The sequence below is a fragment of the Aureimonas sp. D3 genome, assembly GCF_001463805.1.
Taxonomy (GTDB): Bacteria; Pseudomonadota; Alphaproteobacteria; order Rhizobiales; family Rhizobiaceae; genus Aureimonas; species Aureimonas ureilytica_A.
This window is the reverse complement of record NZ_BBWM01000072.1, coordinates 1-14,900: the sequence shown is the minus strand read 5'-3', so window position 1 is coordinate 14,900 and position 14,900 is coordinate 1. Positions and strand designations below refer to the sequence as shown.

11 protein-coding genes and 1 pseudogene are annotated in these 14,900 nt (G+C 66.6%); 2 read left to right on the top strand and 10 right to left on the bottom strand.

What is annotated here, in order from left to right; all coding sequences use genetic code 11:
* Positions 1–25: 25 nt before the first annotated feature.
* From AUL36_RS21535 to AUL36_RS21520, 4 genes are read right to left on the bottom strand one after another with little or no spacing between them, the layout of a single operon-like run.
* Entirely contained in the window at positions 26–988 is a 963-nt protein-coding gene (locus AUL36_RS21535) for a phytoene/squalene synthase family protein (RefSeq protein WP_062224122.1), read from the bottom strand.
* Positions 985–2,502 carry a phytoene desaturase gene (locus AUL36_RS21530; RefSeq protein WP_062224120.1) on the bottom strand — a complete coding sequence of 506 codons (1,518 nt, stop codon included), beginning with the start codon at positions 2,500–2,502 and terminating at the stop codon, positions 985–987. Before AUL36_RS21530 ends, AUL36_RS21535 begins: the two co-directional genes overlap by 4 nt.
* Positions 2,499–3,668 (bottom strand): lycopene beta-cyclase CrtY, encoded by a 1,170-nt coding sequence (gene crtY, locus AUL36_RS21525; RefSeq protein ID WP_062224118.1) that lies wholly within the window; start codon positions 3,666–3,668, stop codon positions 2,499–2,501. The genes AUL36_RS21530 and crtY overlap by 4 nt, the downstream gene beginning before the upstream one ends.
* Positions 3,665–4,939, bottom strand: coding sequence for a glycosyltransferase (locus tag AUL36_RS21520; RefSeq protein ID WP_062224115.1), 1,275 nt, complete (start codon positions 4,937–4,939; stop codon positions 3,665–3,667). Before AUL36_RS21520 ends, crtY begins: the two co-directional genes overlap by 4 nt.
* A 274-nt stretch (positions 4,940–5,213) precedes the next feature.
* On the opposite strand from AUL36_RS21520, the gene AUL36_RS21515 reads away from it, so the two are divergent.
* The gene (locus AUL36_RS21515; RefSeq protein WP_192843887.1) at positions 5,214–5,795 is read left to right on the top strand and encodes a DUF2585 family protein; all 582 of its coding nucleotides are present in this window, start codon (positions 5,214–5,216) and stop codon (positions 5,793–5,795) included.
* Between the two features lie 8 nt (positions 5,796–5,803).
* On the opposite strand, the gene AUL36_RS21510 is transcribed toward AUL36_RS21515, so the two are convergent.
* Both AUL36_RS21510 and AUL36_RS21505 read right to left on the bottom strand, forming a co-directional pair.
* Positions 5,804–6,145: an ATPase inhibitor subunit zeta gene (locus tag AUL36_RS21510; RefSeq protein ID WP_062224112.1), complete on the bottom strand. Its 342-nt coding sequence runs from the start codon at positions 6,143–6,145 to the stop codon at positions 5,804–5,806.
* 693 nt (positions 6,146–6,838) lie between these two features.
* On the bottom strand, positions 6,839–8,305 hold the full coding sequence (locus tag AUL36_RS21505) for a helicase HerA domain-containing protein (RefSeq protein WP_062224144.1): 1,467 nt from the start codon (positions 8,303–8,305) through the stop codon (positions 6,839–6,841).
* A 408-nt stretch (positions 8,306–8,713) separates the two neighbouring features.
* Here AUL36_RS21505 and AUL36_RS21500 point away from each other — a divergent pair, with 408 nt between their 5' ends.
* Complete coding sequence (locus AUL36_RS21500; protein ID WP_082656001.1) at positions 8,714–10,888, top strand: HAMP domain-containing methyl-accepting chemotaxis protein; 2,175 nt, start codon at positions 8,714–8,716, stop codon at positions 10,886–10,888.
* Positions 10,889–10,973: 85 nt separating this feature from the next.
* On the opposite strand, the gene AUL36_RS21495 is transcribed toward AUL36_RS21500, so the two are convergent.
* The 4 genes and pseudogenes from AUL36_RS21495 to AUL36_RS21480 form a co-directional block, all read right to left on the bottom strand.
* A complete protein-coding gene (locus AUL36_RS21495) occupies positions 10,974–12,449 on the bottom strand; it encodes a UdgX family uracil-DNA binding protein (protein WP_062224108.1) in 1,476 nt (491 codons plus the stop codon).
* 230 nt (positions 12,450–12,679) lie between these two features.
* Positions 12,680–12,961: a hypothetical protein gene (locus AUL36_RS21490; protein ID WP_058599955.1), complete on the bottom strand. Its 282-nt coding sequence runs from the start codon at positions 12,959–12,961 to the stop codon at positions 12,680–12,682.
* 361 nt (positions 12,962–13,322) lie between these two features.
* Positions 13,323–13,883 (bottom strand): annotated as a pseudogene (locus tag AUL36_RS21485) (recombinase family protein); the annotation flags it as partial.
* A gap of 140 nt (positions 13,884–14,023) precedes the next feature.
* On the bottom strand, positions 14,024–14,900 hold an 877-nt coding region (locus AUL36_RS21480), incomplete at its 5' end, for a xylose isomerase (RefSeq protein WP_062224105.1).

Genomic DNA, 14,900 nt, shown 5'->3' with positions numbered 1-14,900 from the left:
CCTCGTCTGTCATGGAAAAGGCCGCTCACATCGAAGCGCTGTGCAGGCTCATGGAGGGCCGCTGCCAGAGCGTCCTGTCGCGGGCCGGTCCGCCGGGACGGCGCGGGGCGAAGGCGATGCGCGCGCCTGAAACGATGGCTGCGAGCTTCTCCGGCCCGCTCGTGGAGATTCTGATACCATGCGCGGCCGGGCCGCGCGCGACGAGCTTCAGCCCGATACGGCGATACACGAGCGCGGCCGTCGCGATGGCCCAGGCCGAGCGGCGGGGCAGATGGTCGATGCCGATGCGGGCCGAGGCGTAATAGGGCTCGGCGGCCGAGACGAGCCGGGCGCGCAGCCGGGCGACGGCCTCCGCCTTGGCCGGGTCGAGGAGATCGTCCGGCGAAAGCCCTTCTTCGCGCAGCCAGGAAAGCGGCAGGTAGACGCGCCCCTCCCCCGCATCGGCGACGACATCCCGCGCGATATTGGTGAGCTGGAAGGCAAGGCCGAGATCGGCCGCGCGGTCGAGCACGGCCTCGTCCCTCGCGCCCATGACGCGCGCCATCATGACGCCGACGACGCCCGCCACATGCCAGCAATAGGTGAGAAGCTCGTCCAGCGTCTCGTAGCGTCGTCCCTCCACGTCGAGCGCGAAGCCGTTCAGGTGCTCCTCGAACAGGCTAGCGGGCATGGCGTGGCGCCGTGCGACCGCGCCCAGCGCGCGAAAGCTCAACGGGAGACCCTCTGTCTCACCCGCCAGCGCCCGCGCGGTGTCGCGCCGGAGCCCGGCAATGCGGGCTTCGGGCGGCTCGGGCGAGGCGACATGGCCTTGCCCGCCCTCCTGCCCGTCCACCACGTCGTCGCAATGGCGGCACCAGCTGTAAAGGCGCATGACATCGCGCCGTGTCGCCCCGTCGAACAGGCGCGCAGCGGCGGCGAAGCTCTTCGACCCTTGAGCGATCGACGCTTCTGCGAACCGATCGAGTTCGCCCGCTTCCTTTGTGCTCATGCCGCCTGGTTCAGGATCAGGCCGGCCGTCGCCTTGGCCGAGCCGACGACGCCCGGGACGCCCGCGCCTGGATGCGTGCCCGCGCCGACGAAGAACAGATTGCGGATCGCATCGTCCTGATTGTGGGCTCGGAAATAGGCTGATTGCGTCAGCACGGGGTCGAGCGAGAAGGCCGAACCATGATGGGCATTCAGCTCGCTCTGGAAATCGTTCGGCGTGAAGATGCGCTGCGTCACGAGATCGGCGCGCAGGCCCGGCATGTAGCGCGCTTCCAGATAGTCGAGAATGCGGTCGGCATAGCGCGGCCCTTCCACGCTCCAGTCGAGCGGCGCATTGCCGAGATGGGGCACGGGCGAGAGCACGTAATAGCTCCCCGCACCATCAGGCGCGAGCGAAGGGTCGGTCGCGCAGGGGCTGTGCAGATAGAGCGAGAAGTCGGTGGCCAGCGTGTTCGCCTTGAAGATCTCGTTGATCAGCGGGCGATAGCGCGGGCCGAACAGGACCGTGTGGTGCTGAAGCTGCGGCTGGTGCCGCTTGAGGCCGAAATAGAGGACGAAGAGCGACATGGAGAAGCGCTTGCCCTTGAGGCGCTTGCCCTCCTTTTCGCCGCGCGGCGTGTGGCCGAGCAGCCCAGCATAGGTGTGCACGACATCGGCGTTGGAGGCGACGACATCGGCTGTAAAGCGCCGGCCGTCTTTCAGGACGACGCCCGTCGCGCGCGCGCCTTCCGTCTCGATCCGCTCCGCCTCGGCCGAAAGCTCGGTGCGCCCGCCGATATCCTCGAACAGCTTTACCATGCCGCGCACCAGCGCGCCCGTCCCACCCTTGGGGAACCACACGCCCCATTCGCGCTCCAGCGCATGGATCAGCGCATAGATGGAGGAGGTCGCGAACGGGTTGCCGCCGACCAGCAGCGAATGGAAGGAGAAGGCCTGCCGCAACTGCTCGTCCGTGATGAACTCGGACACTTTGGCATAGACCGAGCGCCACGCCTGGAGCTTGGCGAGTTGCGGCCCGGCGCGGATCATGTCGCGAAAATGCAGGAAGGGCACGGTGCCGAGCTTGAGATAGCCTTCCTCGAACACGGCCCGCGAATAGGCCAGGAAGCGGCGATAGCCCTCGACATCGGCCGGGCTCTTGGCCGCGATCTGCCGATCCAGCTCGGCCTGGTCGTTGGCATAGTCGAACTGGTATCCGTCCTCCCAGCAGAGCCGGTAGAAGGGACTGACGGGCAGAAGCGTCACATAGTCTTCCATCCGCCGGCCGGCAGCCGCCCAAAGCTCCTGAAGCGCGCTCGGATCGGTGATGACGGTCGGCCCCGCGTCGAAGACGAAGCCTTGATCCTCATAGACATACGCGCGCCCGCCCGGCTTGTCGCGCTTCTCCAGAAGCGTCGTCTGGATACCGGCCGCCTGCAGGCGGATGGCCAGCGACAGCCCCCCGAAGCCCGACCCGATCACGATGGCCGTTTGCGGCCGGGAGCCGGACAAGGCGACGGGTGTGGAAGCGGTCATGCACTGTCCTTGAGACGGGCGGGCGCGGCGAGAATGCGCAGCGCGCCGCGAACCGAGACGGGTGGTTTTCCGACGAAGATGCGCAACTTGTCGGAAAATTCCAGACGTGCGGCGTAGAACCGCGCCACGAGCGGATCGGGCAGCCGGTAGAAATGCTCCAGGATCCGGTAGCGCTCCGTCGGCTCGCCCGCGCCGAAGAGCAGCCGGTTGAGCATACGGAAATAGGCCCGGTCGCTCCAGAGATTGCGCGCATGCTGCGAAAGGATGCGCTCCAGCGCCCCAGCCGAAAGCTCGGGCGCGGCGGACACGAGATCGGCCACATGCACGGCGTCGGGCAGCGAATAGCCGGTGGTGGGGTGAAACAGCGCGCGCGCGAGGCCAACGGTCGGCACGCCCTGCGCTTCCTCGATCAGCCGCCCCATGTCGCCGCCGAGCGCGATGGGCAGGATGCCGTCCTCCTCGCGCACCAGCGTCTTCAGCCGCCAGCCGCGCCGGGTCGCATAGGCTGCGATCTCGCGGCGCAGGACCTCGCGCTCCAGCGCCGCGCCATCGGCGTAATAGGTGTCCTCGATCAGGAGCCGCGTCGGCGAGAAGGGCAGGACATAGACGAAGCGATAGCCGTCCGACTGCGGCACGGTCGCGTCCATGACGATGGGCTGGGTCAGGCCGTGCGGGCCGTCCGTTTCCCATTCCTGCCCCAGAAATTTCTGGAAGCCGAGCGTCAGATGCGCGCTCCGTCGCTGGCCGCGCCCGTCGATCACGGCGCGCGCCTGAAGCACTCGCCCGTCCTCCAGCGTGACGCTCTGCGCCGTCAGGGCGCGGATCGGCGTGCCCATGAGAAGCCGCTCGCCGAGTGCCGGCGACAGGATATCGGCGAAGCGTTCGGACGAGACGGAGGCATAGCCGGTGTCGACCGGGCGCGCGCGGCGGGGAAAGTGCACGTCATAGCCCGGCCAGCGACGCGCGACGAACGGGTCGATCCATTGATGCTCGACATAGGAGAGATCGCCGTCGTGAAAGCTCCAGGTGTGGTTGCCCCCTAAGCGAGGCGCGGCCTCCACCACGAGAAGCCGAAGCTCGGGCCGGCGCTCCATCAGGCGATGGGCGATCAGCCCGTTGGCGAGACCGCCGCCGGCGAGAATCAGATCATAGGCTTCTGCGCTCATGCGGGCTCGGGCTGTTTGAGACGGCGGGACCGGCTGATGCCATCGAGCGTCTCGGCGACGAGGCGCTCGGCCAATTCAGCGCCCCGCGCCGCGCCGCCGGCCGAGGCGATCTCGCGGCCGAGGCGCTCGGCCTCGCGGCGAAAGCCGGGTTCCCGCATCAAGCGTTGCAGCGCGCGGGCCAAATCGGACGGCGACAGGAGGCGATGAGAGAGGCTGAGGCCCGCGCCCTGATGGACGAGACGCGCCGCAACGCCCGGCTGATCATAAGCGATCGGCAAGGCCAGCACGGGAACGCCGGCTTCCAGCGCATCCAGCACCGTATTGAGGCCCGCGTGGCAGATGCAGAGATCGGCCTCTGCCAGAATCGCGCGCTGGGGCAGGAAGTCGGTCACGAGTTCGGCGTCGAGCGTTGCTGCCTCGGCCGGCGACAAACGCCCGCAATGGGCGATCGCCAGCCGCGCGCCGACCTGCCGGCAGGCGCGGGCAATCGTCTGGAACAGGCCGAGCCTGTGCCCTTGCAAGGTGCCGAGCGAGGCAAAGACGAGGGGCCGGATTCCGTCGCTTCGCAGCGGCGAGTCGCCCACATTGTCCTTGGTGCTGCGAAAGGGGCCGAGCGCGGCGATGCGCGCGGCGGGCGCGCGTGGATAGTCGAAGCCCGCCACGGTCTGCGACAGACTGGCCAGCGGCGACAGGCAATCCTCCATCCGCTCGCGAAGCGGCAGCCCGAGGCGAGAGCACGCCGCGCGAATCGTCTCGCGCTGGCGGCGCAGAAGCAGCCGGGCGACGCGCTCGCCGCCTCGGTTGCGCTTCAGCCCGTCCGGGCTCGAATCATAGGGCCAGCCGAGATAGGGCGCGGGAATGGCGGGGTCGGGGTCGATCGGCAAGGCGGCGGCGACCGACAGGAAGGGAAGTTCCAGATGCTCGGCCAGAAGCGCGCCGGCCGGTTCCATCTGATCGACCAGAACCGCCTCGGCGCCCCAGCGGGCGGCAAGGCGCGGGCCCTCGGTGACCAGCGCCTCTGTGCGCCACGCCCCCTCGCGCACCGTGCGCAGGATGCCGAAGAGCCCGGTCGGCCGGTCGGTCAGCTGCGCCGGTCCCGCGCCGGGGCCAACTTCGAGTGGCTCGATATCAGGCGAGCGCACCAGCGCCGCGCCACCGGCATTGAGGAGAATCGCCGTCCTGTGCCCACGCGCGACCAGCGCCTCGCCCAGCGCCTCGAAGGCGCGGACATGGCTGAGAAGCGGCGGGGTCACGAGAAGAAAGCGGGTCATCGAGCATCGCGGGCGGGAGCGGCCCGCGAAGACCGGGACCTTGCCCGACCATATGGCGCGTCGACGCGTGTGTTCCATCGGCAATCGGAACGAATTCTGACGCCCGGTCCATTGTCCAGCAGCTCTTCCGAGCCCACCTTGCGTCGCCCCGTCGCGCGGGCGGCCGTGCAACTTCGGGCTCGAACGCAACGTTTCATTCAGGCGAGGAACGCTGCGCGTGGCGAGGCACAGTGGGCCGGACGACCCGGACGATCGGCCCATGGGATGCCCGACGATGAGTGACATGATCCATCACGACCGCTCACGAAGCGGATTCGCGGGGCCGACAAGCCTTCCCGCGCAGGTGGCGATCGGGCTCGCGATCCTGACCGCGATGGCGGCCTGGCTTGGCTGGATGGGCCGGCCACTCACCTGCACCTGTGGCACGCTGGCGCTTTGGGACGGCGACCCGTATTCACCGGGCGCCTCGCAGCAATTCGCGGATTGGTATTCCGCGCTGCATGTCATGTTCGGAATGGGTCTGGCGGTCTTCATCGGGCGCATGGCGCCGCATTGGCCGCTCAGCTGGATGGTTCTCGCGACCCTCGCGTCCAGCGCGATCTGGGAGGCGATGGAGAACACGCCTGTCATCATCGCCCTGTTCGGCAATGCACCGGGCACGCCCAGCTACGAAGGCGACAGCATTCTCAATGCCTTCGGCGACACGCTGTTCGTCGCCGTGGGCTTCCTCGTGGCGCGCGAGCTTCCTGCTCCGCTCGCCCTTATCACCGCTCTCGCCTTGGAGGGAGCCGTCGCGTTTGCGATCAACGACGGCTTCATCCTGGGGAGCCTGCGCCTTCTCGGCGTCTCGGTTTAAAGGAGGGTCTAGGCGTAAAGCGAATTGGCGTTGGCGATCGCGACCGAGCGACCGATCATGACGCCCTCGTCCATGGCCATGGCGTAGCGGGCGCGCACCGTGTCGGCCGAGATGCCGAGGGCCACCAGATCGGCTGCGACCTTATCGAACCCGCCGCGACCACCCGGACGGGCGACGCCCGCGCCGATCACCGAACCCGTGTAGGCATCGATGGCCTGCCCCTTGAGACCCAGCTGCTCGGCCGCCCAAAGGCCGACGATCCGGTCGGCACGGGCGCGGTCCTCGAAGGAGCGACGCTCACGAGCGACGAAGAGCTTTTCCTGCATGTCACGGCGGCGATCGATAGTCATAGGCTGGTCCCTTTTCCCCTCGCCGCGCTCTCTTTCGCGGCATGGGAGGACTATGCACCCCACGCGTCAAAACCGGCTTGTTGGAATAGGTCCAATTGAATCGAACTCCAATAAGTTATTGCTGAAGCGTAAAATTAATCGTCAGTTGACCTCACGTTCGTGCGACGAGGAGCCGGGTTCCCGCACTATATCGGCGCTGATCGCCGCCTGCGTTCTCGATCCTTGCGAAACTACTGGCCACAAGACATGGGCACAGGGGAGAGAAACCATCCGATTCGGCCAGAACACCTACAAAGACTGCCAAGTTCTTGAGCATGAAGCTTTTAAACTGAGCATATTGCCCGACCAGAGGGGATATTATCGTCAGGGAAGCAGAACATACCCGTCGTGGCGCGACAGACATCAGGTGGTTTCACAATGCCCAGGGGGAAGAAGAGCGCCTACCAAGACCGCCGGACGGAGGCTGGTCGAGGGATTTTCGTCACTCCGCGCGGAGCGACGCACAATCGATGCTAGTCAGCATCGGCGAGCATTCGCCGCAGTCCGAAGGATGGGCGAGATCAGTGGCTCGCCCATGGATGGTGGAAAGACCCGACCAGCCGACCTCGCGAGGTATTGTCCGGCGCTCTCACCGCTCAGTTCTTGGCTGGTGATAGAGACCACCAGCCACCCCTCCAAGCTCTGCGGTCGGCCCTAGGCCCGGCGCATGCGCGGCGTCGTGCCCGGCACGCGCTTGCCCGACAGACCCGCCCCCGTGCGCCAGTCCGTGCCGGCGATGGAGACGACGCGGTTGCCGCGAAAATCCGTCTCGGCGGCGATATAGAAGCGCTCCGACATATAGGTCAGCAGGAAGCGGCCCCGCGAGGGCGAATGGCTGCCATAGGCGCGGGCCAGTACCTCGTCGCTCGGGCAGGGCTCGCCGTCGCGCGCCGCCTTGGCCAGCAGGAGATAGACGCCCTGCATATCCTCAGGCAGTTCTTCGGAGCGGCGCACGACCTCGGCCCAGCCCTCGTCCTCGCCGCCCGCGCCGACGCCGGCGCGCGCCAGCGCCAGACGGCGGCGAAAACCCGCCATGTCGAGCCCGCCATCGCCCACGCGCTTCAGCCGGCAATGGGTGACGAAGTCCTGATACAGCATCTGGACGGGGCGGAACGCGGCTTCGGGATCGGCCATCAGATCGGCGAAGATCGCATCCACCACAGCCTGCCGCTCGGCCTCGGCCACCGGATCGGGCTCGGCCGCCTCTTCCTCGCGCAGGGGCGCGGGCGCGCTCGCGCGATTGGCCGCCACACGCTCCAGAAGCTCGCGCGTGGGCAGCGGCTCGCGCCGGACGGGCGCAGGCAGGATGTCGGGCTCGTTCTCGCCCGCCGTGAAGATCAGGTCCGCCATGGCCTCGGGGCTGGCCTCGGGAAGCGCCATCAGGACCGGCCGCCCCGACCGGCCGGCGGTCTCGACCGGGCCGATGCGCACGGGGATCGGCTTGCGCGACAAGGCCGGCCCCAGGGCCACGAAATGGCCGGGCTCCAGATCGCGGAAGCGCTCGGCCTGCCGGCGGTCGAGGCCCAGAAGATCGGCCGCGCGCGCCATGTCGATGTCGAGAAAGGTGCGCCCCATCAGGAAGTTCGACGCTTCGGCGGCGACGTTCTTGGCGAGCTTGGCGAGTCGCTGGGTCGCGATCATGCCCGCCAGACCGCGCTTGCGGCCACGGCACATGAGATTGGTCATGGCGCCGAGCGAGATGCGCCGCGCCTCGTCGGCCACTTCGCCCGCCATGGAGGGCGCGAAGATCTGCGCCTCGTCCACGGCGATCAGCATGGGAAACCAGTGATGCCGGTCGGCGTCGAAAAGACCATTCAGGAAGGCGGCGGCGCAGCTCATCTGCACCTCGGCGTCGAGCCCTTCCAGATTGAGGACCACGGAGGCGCGGTGCTGGCGAATGCGCGCGGCGATGCGCCCCAGCTCGGACGGCGTGCGATCGGCATCCACCACGACATGGCCGAAGCGATCGGAGAAGGACACGAAGTCCCCCTCGGGATCGATGATCGCCTGCTGCACCCAGCCCGCGCTCTGCTCCAGAATGCGGCGGAAGAGATGCGACTTGCCGGAGCCCGAATTGCCCTGCACCAGAAGGCGGGTCGAGAGAAGCTCCTCCAGATCCATCTCCGCCGGCTCGCCCGTGGCGGTGGTTCCGAGATCGACCGCGACCTTGGTCAAAGCTAAACCTCTGCGGCAAACGGGTCAGGAGCGCGGCACGCCACGATCAGAAAAGCCCAACCCTTTCAGGATCATTTTATGTAGCGGATCGGGATGGGCTTTCAAAGCGCACCGGCGCGCTCGTCCACAATGTTTTCATGGACATGATCGAAACCGCTCCGCCGCCCATCACCGGACGGCCTCGACGGTCGAGAGATCCAAGACTCGAGATAGACGACCAAAGATAAAAATTCCCATTCTTAAGAATTCATTGCATCCATTATAGCTGCACAAACATGCGCGCATTCACCGCACATTAATGGGCCGATGCCACACTGTATTGAAGACTTATATAAATTTAACTTCTGAGGTCGAATGTCTATGCGCATCTCCGTTAAGACAAAGCTTGCAGCAAGCTTTGGAGCTGTCCTCGTCTTGACGGGTGGCATTGGTTACTTCGGGCTTGCCAGCCTCGAGCGATCCAATCAAACGCTTGGCGAATTCGTCAATGGACCTTTCGTACAGGTCAGCGCCGCGAAAGACTTCAAAGCCGCCTTGGCGGACATCTCGTTGAATATGCGCCAGTTGATGGACAGCAGCGACCCCGCCTTCGTGGATAAGATGAAGACGCTGTTCGACGGAAATTGGGACAAGTTGAATGAGGCGCAGCAGCGTCTGCTGATCTCCATGCAGCCGCAGGATCGGCAGTCTTTCCAGACCATCGAACCGGATCTGCAGAAGTTCCGCACCATCACGCAGAAGCTCTTCCCGATTTCGGCGGATGCGGATGTCGCTTTGGCCTCGAAGGCCGTCAACGCCTACCAGCCTCTTGCGGCCTCCCTCGAACGCTCCTTTGCAACGCTGCAGGCCCGTATGAAGGCGGTGGGCGCGGACGAGACGGCGCGCGAGATCCTCGATGCCGTGAAGCTGGCCGCGAAAACGGCGCAGCTTGAAGCCCTGCAGACAGTCGCCCTCACCCAAGATGCGGCGATGGACGCGTCGAGCGGCGCCCTGAATGCGGCTGGCGCTGACTTCGAACGGCTGTCACGCGAACTGGCGACCGCCCTGCCCGCTTCCCTTGCGCCCGATGTAGAGGACATGCGCGCGCAATGGAGGAACCTGGCGCAGGTGCTGCGCCAGCAAGCCGATCTCGGCCTGCAGAACTGGATGCAGAAAAGCCAGGATATGACGGTGAACGAGATGGTGCCGGTCGCCGATGTCTTGTTGGCGCGCCTCGACAAGGCTGTGGAGCAGGCCAATCGGATCACGCAGGACTCCTTGGCCGAGGCCAAGACCTCTTACAGCACGACGAGCTTCTGGCTCCTTTCGATGCTGGTGGGCGCGATTCTGATCGGCGCGGCCGCCGCGACCTGGATCGCGGTTTCCATCTCGCGCGGTCTTGGCCGATCCGTCACGCTCGCCAACGCCATTGCGCAGGGCGACCTGACGCAGCGCCTCGATCCAAAAGGCACGGACGAGATCGCCGATCTCCAGCGCGCGATGGGCCAGATGGTGGAGAACCTCTCCGAAATCGCGTCCGACGTGAACAATTCCGCCGCGCAGGTGGCCGCCGGCTCGACCCAGGCCGCTGTCACGGCCGAGCAGCTTTCGGCTGGCTCCACCCAGCAGGCCGCGACCACGCAGCGCCTGTCGTCGGGGGCCAGCGAGCAGGCCGCCGCCACCGAACAGGCTTCGGCCGCCATGGAAGAGATGGCCGCCAATATTCGCCAGAACGCCGAGAACGCCACGCAGACCGAGAAGATCGCCACCATGGCGGCCACCAATGCCGCGCGCAGCGGCGAGGCCGTGCAGAAGTCGGTCGTGGCCATGCGCACCATCGCGGCGAAGATTTCCGTGGTGCAGGAAATCGCCCGCCAGACCGATCTTCTGGCCTTGAACGCGGCCATCGAGGCGGCCCGCGCCGGGCAACACGGCAAGGGATTCGCCGTGGTCGCTTCGGAAGTGCGCAAGCTCGCCGAGCGCTCGCAGCTGGCCGCGCAGGAGATCGGCACTTTGTCCGGCGACACGCTGGGCGTTGCCGAAGAAGCGGGCACGATGCTGGGCAATCTCGTGCCCGATATCCGGCGCACGGCCGAACTCGTCGCCGAAATCTCCGCCGCCTGCCGCGAGCAGAATATCGGCGCGGAGCAGATCAATCAGGCGATCACGCAGCTCGACCAGGTGACGCAGCAGACGGTTGCGGCTGTGACGCAGCTCGACGAGGTGACGCAGGCTTCCAGCGGCGCGGCCAACGAAATGTCCGTGACGGCCGAGCAGCTGTCGGGCGAGGCGCGCCGACTGGCCGAGCGGGCCAGTTTCTTCCGCATCGCCGGTCACCCGGCCGCGCCCCGCGCCGACCATCCGACCATCCAGCCGCGCGCCAAGGCTCAGGCTCGCGCCAAGGCCAATGTGCGGGAGCTTCAGGCCATGGCGCAGGGCTTCACCCCGCCCGCCACGGTCAAGGCCGCTCCCGCCGCCGCCCCCCAGGCTCCGACGAAGGAAGGCTTCAATCTCGAACTCGACTCCAGCTTCGAGCGGATGAGCGGCTGAAGCTCAGCCTCGCGCGGCCAGACGAGCGGAACATGAAACGCGGCGGGCGAGCGATCGTCCGCCGCGTTTTGTTGGGGGATGCCTCTTAGCCGAGGGCAATTTCCGGAACCTCGGCCTTCACGCGCCCCATATCCTCCTCGAAAGCCAGCGTTTCGCGGCGCTGCGCCTCGGGGTCCGGCAGGCGAAGGATATAGGCGGGGTGGACGGTGACGAGCAGTTTCGTCGCGCCATCGGGCAGGTCGATGAGGCGCGAGCGCGTGTCGCGGATCGTCACGCTATGGCCGAGCACGGAAGCCGCCGCCGTCGCGCCCAGCGCCACGATCAGGCGGGGGCGGATCAGCTCGCGCTCCTGCTCCAGCCACCAGCGGCAGACCTTGACCTCGCCCATGTTCGGCTTGGCGTGGATGCGCCGCTTGCCGCGCGGCTCGAACTTGAAATGCTTCACGGCATTGGTGACATAGGCTTGGGCCCGGTCGATGCCGGCAGCGGCCAGCGCGGCATCGAAGACCTTGCCGGCCGGCCCGATGAAGGGCTCGCCCGCCAGATCCTCCTGATCGCCCGGCTGTTCGCCGACGAAGATGACGGGCGCATCGGCCGGACCCTTGCCGAAAACGGTTTGCGTCGCGGGCTCCCAGAGCGGGCAGGCCTTGCAATGGCGCGCCTGTTCGCGCGCTTCGTCCAGATCCTCGGGCGGCTTGTTGAAGCCGTTGAAGGCGGGCACCTTCGCTGTTCTTGCCATCTCGCCACGCTCCATCGCTCTCTCGTGACGCAAACTCGGCAGGGTCGGCGCGGTTTCGATCATGCGGCGCGATGCCTCTTCCGCGCCCCGGATCAAGGGTTCGATCAAGACGGCCTCGGGCAGGTTGTGCCAGTATTTCTTCGGCATCTCGGCCTGCATCGCCTTCACCTTCAGCCGCGCGGGGTTGAAGATCGAGCGGTAATAGGTGAGCCACAGCGCCTCCACCGCATCCTCGGCCGGCTTCTGTGAGGGGTCCGCGCCGGGCGCGAAGGTCATTTCCGCCCCGTCCCAATGCACCGAGCGCTGGGGTGTCAGGATGGTCCAGATCATGCCGGGGAAGCGGCGCATGAAGAAGGGCGCGGTCAGTTCCACCACATGATGGAAGGGCTCGAACCAGGCGATATAGACAGGCCTCCCCGCTTCCGTTCCGACCTCGCGAAAGCGCAGGAAGGCCTTCATCTTGTGGCTGTCGCGGCGCACGGCCTTTTCCATCTCGTGCGCGCGGGCGATGTCGGGGTCGGCAGCGATCTCCAGAAGCCCCTTCTCGCGTTGCAGACGCCAGAGCAGGCGATAGGTGAAGGCGAACCGCTCGGGGTCGGCATGGCAGATGAGCTTCACCGCCAGATCGGGGAAGCTGCGGGGCACGGAGAAACCCGGCGCATCGGCCGGCGCGTCGGGCAAAGGCTCGGCGAAGAGACCGGCCGGCCCCTCGCCCACCCTGAAGCTCAACTCTTCGGGCGGGACATTCAGCGCCAGGGCGCGGCGGGCGGCTTCGCGCCAGCCATCGAAATCGGCGGGGTGGTCGAGCCGAACCTCGTACATCGCGTCCATCCTCCCGAGAGACTAAAGCAAAAGCCCGCACTCGGCGCGGCGGTTCCCTCGCGCGGCGGGAAGCCTTCCGCATCCGTTTCGCTGAGGCTTGGCCGGAACGCAAAACGGGACGGCTCTATGGGCCGCCCCGTCTGAAATCTCATGGCTCGAAAGAACTCGACGCTTCACTGCCAAGGCCGCGCAGTCCGGCCTCCGGCGATCGCGTCGGGCGGAGCGCGGCCTCAGTTGGCCGAAGGCTTGCCGTCCTTGTCGTCGTCTTCGTCTTCTTCGTCTTCCTCATCCTCGTCCCCTTCTTCGCCGAAGGGGAAGGACTCGACCATCTGCTCGACGTCCTCATAGATTTCGTCGAGGAATTCCATGGCGGCGTCGGCGTCGTCGGTGCCCTGCGTTACCAGCATCGCGAGCTGGATTTTCAGGATGCCGGCCACATCGTCCAGTTCCATCCCCTGAAAGATCGCGGCGATCTTTTCGGAGATTTCGTCGGTCTTGGCTTCGGTCAGCATGGTCGCGTCTCCTTGGGTTCGCTGGAGAGAAGAAAGCTGCGGACGGCCGGATGTTCCGGGGTTCGTACCATCAGGCGCTCTTCAGGCGGTCGGGGCTCCGCTCGCCTGACGCGCCCTCTAGCAGAAAGCGCGGATGCGCACCGGCCTTTTTGTAGCACCATCAACGGCAAACTGCGCGAGGTCTGCGAGACCGCGCCTATTTCGACGATCGCGACGCAGGCCGGCGCATGCTTCGGGTGGCCGGCCTGCCCGCCGCGCGGGGCTTGGCGGTCTCGGGTTTGGCCTTGGCGCTCGGAACCTCAGCCTTCGGCTTGCCCGATTTCGGCGCGGCGACAGCGGGCTTCTCCGCTGGATCGGCAGTGGGCGCCTCCGCCCCGTCGCCCGGCGACAGCGCGCGATAGACCGTCATGCGAGAGACCTTCAGCGCGCGGGCGATCTCCGTCACGCCCATGCCGGTGGCGCGGCGGCGGCGGATTTCCTCGTTGGGCGCGGTGCGCGGGCGGCCCTTGTAGACGCCGCGCCCCTTGGCCGCCTCGATGCCGGCGCGCTGGCGCTCCAGAATGAAGCGATGCTCCATCTCGGCCACCATGCCGAGCACGGTGACCACCAGCCGGCCGAGATCGCCGCTCGTGGTGAGTTCGGGGTCGAGCACGCGCAGGGACGCGCCGGCCTGGTCGAGATCGTGGACGATGTTGAGCACGTCCCGCGTCGATCGGCCCAGCCGGTCGAGACGCACCACGACCAGCTCATCGCCCTCGCGCAGGAACTGGAGGATCGTTTCCAGCTCGTCACGCCCCGTTCGGGATTTGCCGGACTGCTTTTCCGACCGGATGATCATGCAGCCGGCCGCCTTCAGCCGCTCGACCTGAAGCGTCAGGTCCTGATCGGCAGTGCTGACACGGGCATATCCGATTCGAGCCATGAGGGTCCATCGCGCTGGGTTGGCTTCGATGTGGGCCCGGTCAGCCGCCATCGTCAAGCGGCGCGTGGGCGCACCTCCCAAACGCAGAAAGGCCGGGCGGAAGGTTCCGCCCGGCCCGATACGCTCACCCGAAGGCGGGATCAGTAGACGTAGCGGTTCACGACGCCTTCGAGATATTCCTGGCGGCCCGAACGGGGCTGCGGCTGGAGGCCGAGGCCCCGTTCGGCCACCGCTTCGAAGCTCGACTGCCCGGCGAGGATCGCCTGGTTCTCGGCGCTGTCCCAGCCGGCATAGCGATCCGCCAGCGGCTTCTCCAGCGCGCCGTCGGTGAGCATCCGCTCCGCCGAGAGAAGCGCGCGGGCGCAGGCGTCCATCGAGGCGACATGCGCGATCACGAGATCCTGCGGGTCGATCGACTGGCGGCGGATCTTGGCGTCGAAGTTGAGGCCGCCCGTCGAGAAGCCGCCATGCTTCAGCATCTCATGGAAGACGAGCGTCATTTCCTTGACGTCCATCGCGAACTGGTCGGTATCCCAGCCCAGGAGATCGTCGCCACGGTTGATGTCGAGCGAGCCGAACAGGTCGTTGGCATAGGCGAGCTTCACTTCGTGATCGAACGAATGGCCGGCCAGGATCGCGTGGTTCTGCTCCAGATTGAGCTTCACGTCCTTCACGAGATCGTATTTCTGGAGGAAGCCGAAGACGGTCGCCGTGTCGAAATCGTACTGGTGCTTCGAGGGCTCCTTGGGCTTGGGCTCGATCAGGATCGGGCCCTTGAAGCCGATCTTGTGCTTGTACTCGACCAGCATGGAGAGGAAGCGGCCGAGCTGGTCCAGCTCGCGCTTCATGTCAGTGTTGAGCAGCGTCTCGTAGCCTTCGCGCCCGCCCCAGCAGACATAGTTCTCGCCGCCCAGACGATGCGTGACGTCGATCGCCGCCTTCACCTGACCGCAGGCATAGGCGAAGACATCCGGGTCGGGGTTCGTCGCCGCGCCCGCCATATAGCGGCGGTTCGAG

What these genes read in the sequence shown, in the direction of transcription:
- AUL36_RS21535 (WP_062224122.1), bottom strand. Translation starts at nt 988, where the DNA reads ATGAGCACAAAGGAAGCGGGCGAACTCGATCGGTTCGCAGAAGCGTCG.
- AUL36_RS21530 (WP_062224120.1), bottom strand. Translation starts at nt 2,502, where the DNA reads ATGACCGCTTCCACACCCGTCGCCTTGTCCGGCTCCCGGCCGCAAACG.
- crtY (WP_062224118.1), bottom strand. Translation starts at nt 3,668, where the DNA reads ATGAGCGCAGAAGCCTATGATCTGATTCTCGCCGGCGGCGGTCTCGCC.
- AUL36_RS21520 (WP_062224115.1), bottom strand. Translation starts at nt 4,939, where the DNA reads ATGACCCGCTTTCTTCTCGTGACCCCGCCGCTTCTCAGCCATGTCCGC.
- AUL36_RS21515 (WP_192843887.1), top strand. Translation starts at nt 5,214, where the DNA reads ATGAGTGACATGATCCATCACGACCGCTCACGAAGCGGATTCGCGGGG.
- AUL36_RS21510 (WP_062224112.1), bottom strand. Translation starts at nt 6,145, where the DNA reads ATGACTATCGATCGCCGCCGTGACATGCAGGAAAAGCTCTTCGTCGCT.
- AUL36_RS21505 (WP_062224144.1), bottom strand. Translation starts at nt 8,305, where the DNA reads ATGGATCTGGAGGAGCTTCTCTCGACCCGCCTTCTGGTGCAGGGCAAT.
- AUL36_RS21500 (WP_082656001.1), top strand. Translation starts at nt 8,714, where the DNA reads ATGTCTATGCGCATCTCCGTTAAGACAAAGCTTGCAGCAAGCTTTGGA.
- AUL36_RS21495 (WP_062224108.1), bottom strand. Translation starts at nt 12,449, where the DNA reads ATGTACGAGGTTCGGCTCGACCACCCCGCCGATTTCGATGGCTGGCGC.
- AUL36_RS21490 (WP_058599955.1), bottom strand. Translation starts at nt 12,961, where the DNA reads ATGCTGACCGAAGCCAAGACCGACGAAATCTCCGAAAAGATCGCCGCG.